The organism is Actinomadura sp. NPDC049753 (assembly GCF_040674655.1).
GTDB classification, from domain to species: Bacteria; Actinomycetota; Actinomycetes; order Streptosporangiales; family Streptosporangiaceae; genus Spirillospora; species Spirillospora verrucosospora.
The window spans coordinates 1-4877 of sequence record NZ_JBFARL010000334.1; the positions used below are offsets into that span (position 1 = coordinate 1).

Annotated in this window: 6 protein-coding genes; all 6 read right to left on the minus strand. The window is 75.3% G+C overall.

Annotated elements, in window-relative coordinates; all coding sequences use genetic code 11:
• Positions 1-256 precede the first annotated feature (256 nt).
• On the minus strand, positions 257-811 hold the full coding sequence (locus AB0K37_RS40155; protein ID WP_363990943.1) for a carboxymuconolactone decarboxylase family protein: 555 nt from the start codon (positions 809-811) through the stop codon (positions 257-259).
• Positions 812-822: 11 nt separating this feature from the next.
• Positions 823-1425 carry a helix-turn-helix domain-containing protein gene (locus AB0K37_RS40160; RefSeq protein WP_363990946.1) on the minus strand — a complete coding sequence of 201 codons (603 nt, stop codon included), beginning with the start codon at positions 1423-1425 and terminating at the stop codon, positions 823-825.
• Positions 1426-1520: 95 nt separating this feature from the next.
• On the minus strand, positions 1521-2183 hold the full coding sequence (locus tag AB0K37_RS40165) for a response regulator transcription factor (RefSeq protein ID WP_363990948.1): 663 nt from the start codon (positions 2181-2183) through the stop codon (positions 1521-1523).
• Positions 2171-3331, minus strand: a complete 1161-nt coding sequence (locus AB0K37_RS40170) for a histidine kinase (protein WP_363990951.1) — start codon at positions 3329-3331, stop codon at positions 2171-2173. Before AB0K37_RS40170 ends, AB0K37_RS40165 begins: the two co-directional genes overlap by 13 nt.
• Positions 3332-3466: 135 nt before the next feature.
• Positions 3467-4141 (minus strand): response regulator transcription factor, encoded by a 675-nt coding sequence (locus tag AB0K37_RS40175; protein ID WP_363990954.1) that lies wholly within the window; start codon positions 4139-4141, stop codon positions 3467-3469.
• The coding region (locus AB0K37_RS40180; RefSeq protein WP_363990957.1) for a sensor histidine kinase at positions 4138-4877 on the minus strand (740 nt) is incomplete at its 5' end. The genes AB0K37_RS40180 and AB0K37_RS40175, both read right to left, overlap by 4 nt.

The window sequence follows — 4877 nt, forward strand, 5'->3', positions numbered from 1 at the left end:
GTCGCGGCGGGTCGGACTGGGCGCTGCGGGCGTGGAACGGCACCGGCCTCTACGACAATAGCTGCTGGACGGCGCCCGCGCCGCGTTCACCGCCGGCCTGCACCTCACCGGCGCCATCGCCGCCGCGATCTTCGCCGTGCTCGCCGTTCTCGTGGCGGCGTCGGCACGCCGCGGCGCGGCCGCGGAGCCCGCGCCGGCCGCGGAGACGGCGTCCGAGGAGGCCGGGGCCCGGTCCGCCGTGGCGTGAGCGGCTCCGTCAGGAGGGAGCCGTCCACTCCTGCTCCTTCCAGGCCGGGTCGAGCGGCGTGTGGGCGATGTGGTTGGTGTAGTTCGACAGGGTCTTCATGCCGACGCCGAGGACGACGTCCAGGACGTGGCGGCGGGTGTGGCCGGCGGCCAGGAACGCCTCGACGTCCGCGTCGTCCACCCAGCCGCGCCGCGTGACGATGGCGCCGGTGAGGCGGCGGACGGCCTCCAGCGCGGGGTCGTCCAGGGCCCGCCCCGCGCGCAGCGCCTCCACCACCTCGGCGGGGACGCGGGCCCGCAGCGCCACCGTGGAGTGCGCGGCCACGCAGTACTCGCAGCCGTTCAGCACGCTGGCGGTGATGAGTACGGCGTGCTTGGCGTGCCCCGGCAGCGACGACTTGTTGAACTGCTCCGACAGGGCGTTGTAGCCGGCGAGCAGCTCCGGCGACTCGGCCATCACGCCGTTGAGCGTGGTGACGAACCCCATCCGCTTCTTGGCGGCCTCCAGTTGCGGGCGGGCCTCGGCGGGAGCGTCGGTCTCGTCGTAGACGGTGAACTCGGGCATCGTCATCTCCTTCACGGCTGGTCAGGGGAGGGGGAGAGGGAGCGGAGGGCGGAGTCCACGGCGTCCGCCAGCTCGCCGGGGCCGGCGCCGGCGCGAGAGCGCAGGTTCACCCCGTAGGCCAGCAGCGCCAGCATCTGCGCGGCGGATACCACGTCCACGCCGTCGCGCAGCTGCCCGTGCTCGCGGGCGGCGAGAAGGGCGGCGCGCATGGCGGTGCACAGCGCCTCGTGGTGGGCGTCGAGCACCTCCCTCTCGTCGGGGTCGTCCCCGTCCTGCGCGGCGTGGGCGTTGGACACCATGCAGCCCCAGCGGGCGTGCTCGCCGGAGCACCGCGCGGCGACGAGCCCGTCGAAGAACGCGGCGATGCCCGGCAGGCCCCGCCCGTCGGCGGCGAGCCGGTCGAACACCGGGCGCGACTGCCGCTCGGTGTAGCGGCGCAGAGCCGCCACGTACAGGTCCCGCTTGCCGCCGAACGTCGCGTACAGGCTGGACCGGTTGACCCCGGTCTCGGCCACCACCTCGGCGATGCCCGTCGCGGCGGCTCCGCGCCGCCAGAACAGCCGCACCGCCCGGTCCAGGACGGCCTCGGGATCGAAGTGCTTGACGTCCGGCACCGGTCCGCCTCCCCAACTTGGAATGATCGTTCCAAGATTCGCACGGGCACGCCCCGGCGCGCAAGGGGGGCGGTGCGAAGGCGAGGGGCGAGGGGTCAGGCAAGGCCGGCGTCGTGGGCCAGCAGAGCGATCTGGGTGCGGTTGTCCAGGTCCAGCTTGGTCAGGACGCTGGAGACGTGCGCCTTGACCGTGGCCACGCTCATGAACAGCTCGGCGGCGATGTCGGCGTTGGAGCGCCCGCGGGCGATCGCCAGGACCACCTCGTTCTCGCGGGGGCTCAGCCGGGCGAGCGCCGCGCGTGCGCGCTGGTAGGCGCCGGCCTCGACCGCGGCGCGGTCCATGAGGCGGCGGGTGACGCGCGGCGACAGGATGGGGTCGCCGGCGGCGACCTGCCGCACGGCGTTGACGATCTGGTCCGGCGGGGTGTCCTTCAGCAGGAACCCGCTGGCGCCCGCCCGCAGCGCGTGCAGGATGTTCTCGTCGGAGTCGAAGGTCGTCAGCACGATGACCTCCGGCGGGCTCGGGCGGGCCCGCAGCCTGCGGGTCGCGGTGATGCCGTCCACGCGCGGCATCCGCAGGTCCATCAGCACGACGTCGGGGGCGTGCGCGTCGGCGGCCGCGGGCACCTCGTCGCCGTCGGCGGCCTCGCCCGCGACGATGATGCCGCCCGTCCCGTCCAGCATCATCGACAGACCGGCGCGGACGAGGGCGTCGTCGTCCACGATCAGGACGCGCAGGGGGCGGCTCACGCGGGCCATGGTAGCCAGGCGCGCAGCCGGAACTCGCCCTCCGCGGCCTGGTGGTCGAGCCGCCCGCCCGCCAGGCGCACCCGCTCGGTCAGTCCCACCAGGCCCGTCCCGCTGCCGGGCGCGAGCGGCCCCGCGCCGTCCTCGGGCAGCGGGTTGCGGATGTCGACCACGAGCCGGGCTCCAGGCCGCCCCTCCAGCACCACCCGGACGGGACGTCCCGCGGCGTGCTTGCGGGCGTTGGTCAGCCCCTCCTGCACGATCCGGTACGCGGTGCGCCCGGCCGCCGCCGGAAGGGCGGACGCGCCGACCGTCTCGTCGCGCAGCTCCACCCGCCCGCCCGCGTCGCGGGACTCCTCCACCAGCCGGGGCACGTCCCGCAGGACGGGCTGGGGCCGGTCCTCCTCGTCGGCGTCCTCGGCGCGCAGCAGCAGGATGACCTCGCGCAGCTCGTCGAGCGCCTGGTGCACCCCGGCGCGGATCACCCCGGCCGCGTGCGACAGCTTCTCCGGCGGGGCGTCCGGCCGGTACTCCAGCGCTCCCGCGTAGGTCGCCAGCAGCGACAGCCGGTGGGCGAGCACGTCGTGCATCTCCCGGGCGATCCGGGTCCGCTCGGCCATGCGCGCCTCGGCGACCCGCCGGCCCTGCTCGGCCTCGGCGCGCCTGGCCCGCTCGCGCAGCGACATCAGCAGCTCCCGGCGCGCCCGCGCCAGCGCGCCCCAGCCGACCATCGCGCCGTAGCCGAGGGCGATGAGCAGCAGCCACCAGCCGAAGGAGATGCCCCGGTTCGGCTGCCACAGCCCCTGCGCGACGTGCGCCGCGATCCCCGCCGCGCCGACCAGCGTCGCCACCCGGAACGGGCGCCGCTGCGCGACCTGCAGCACGCCGATGCTGGCCGCCGGGGTGGCGGTGGGGGACAGCGCCGCCAGCACGGTCAGCGCCATGGCGACGCCCACCGGCCGCCAGAGCAGAAGCGGTGACAGCAGCCAGCTCGCCAGGGCGACCGCGATGTCGAGGGCCAGGACGGCGCCGGTCACGCCCGCGCTGAAACGGCCCCACAGCGTCAGCGCGCCCAGCGCGCCCGCCACCGAGGCGACGCAGGCCGCGGACCACAGCAGGCGCCGCGCGCCGTGTCCCGCCTGGTGGAACGTCTCACTCACGGGCCGAGGCTAGCCGCAGGGCCCGCGCGCCGACACCGACCAAAGTCGGTGCCCGCCCGTCCTCTCGGCGGCGGCGAGCCGCCGGTCCCCGCCTGACCGGCCACCGAGCACGAGGGCCGGACGGAGCGGCCGCTTTCACCAGGCGGTGGCGCTGACCAGGCCGCACTCGTAGGCGATGATCACTAGCTGGGCGCGGTCGCGAGCGCGGAGCTTCGTGAGCAGGCGGCCGATGTAGGTCTTCACGGTGGCCAGGCTCAGGTGCAGGTGGTCGGCGATCTCGGTGTTGGACAGGCCGCGGGCGACCAGGGCGAGGACCTGGCGTTCCCGGTCGGTGACGCCGTCGAGGGCGCGCGGGAGCGGGCTCGCGGTCCGGGGCTGGCGGGTGAACTCGGCGATGAGGCGGCGGGTGACCGTGGGCGCCAGGAGCGCCTCGCCGGCGGCCACGACGCGGACGGCGTTGAGCAGGTCGGTCGGTGGAGTGTCCTTGAGCAGGAAGCCGGCGGCGCCGGCGCGCAGGGCCGCGAAGACGTGGGCGTCCAGGTCGAACATGGTCAGCATGAGCACTCGGACGTCCGCGGTGTCGGCGGCCTGGTGGATCAGGCGGGTGGCCTCGATGCCGTCCAGGTGGGGCATGCGCACGTCCATCAGGACGACGTCGGGCCGCAGCGCGCGGGCGAGTTCGACGGCCTCGGCCCCGGTGGCGGCCTCGCCGACGACGGTGAGGTCGGAGGTGGTTTCGAGGAGGGCACGGAAGCTGCCGCGCAGCAGGGCCTGGTCGTCGGCGACCAGGACGCGGACCGGTTCGGTCACCGCCCGCCGCCCTGGGAGTAGGGGAGTGTGGCCGTGACCGCGAAGCCGCCCCCGGGACGGGGCTGGGCGCTGAACGTGCCGCCGTACATCGCGGTGCGTTCCCGCATCCCGACCAGTCCGTGCCCGCCAGGACCCGGTGCGGGAGCCGTGCGGGCCGTCCCGTCGTCCACCACCTGGATCCCCACCTGGTGGGATGAGATGTCCACCGTGACCCGGCAGCGGGCTGGAGCCGCGTGCTTGGCCACGTTGGTGAGGGCCTCCTGCACGATCCGGTAGACGGTGAGCCGCAGGGATTCGGGAAGCTCGTGCTCACCGGACACCGCCAGCTCGACCTCCACCCCGGCGGCCCGGACGCGTTCGGCCAGGTCCTCCAGGCCGTCGGCGCCAGGTCGGCTGAGATCGGTGCCCGGCGCGCCGTCGCGGCGCAGCATCTGGAGCAGGCGCCGCATCTCGGCCAGGGCCTCGCGGCTGGTCGTCTCGATCACCCGCAGCGCCTGGAGGGCCTCCTCGGGACGCGCCTCGGCGATGTGGTTGGCGACCCCCGCCTTGACGGCGATCAGGCCCATGCCGTGCGTGACCACGTCGTGCAGTTCTCGGGCGATCCGCAGCCGCTCGTCGGCCAGGGTCTGGCGCGCCCGCTGCTCCTGCACGCACGCGGCGTGCCACCTGCGGCGCCGCAACAGGTGGCCGGCCAGCCAGCCGAGGGCGGGCAGCAGCCAGGCGGCGGCCGTCCAGC

Coding starts and splice junctions, on each gene's coding strand:
- AB0K37_RS40155 (WP_363990943.1), bottom strand. CDS start 811: ATGCCCGAGTTCACCGTCTACGACGAGACCGACGCTCCCGCCGAGGCC.
- AB0K37_RS40165 (WP_363990948.1), bottom strand. CDS start 2,183: ATGGCCCGCGTGAGCCGCCCCCTGCGCGTCCTGATCGTGGACGACGAC.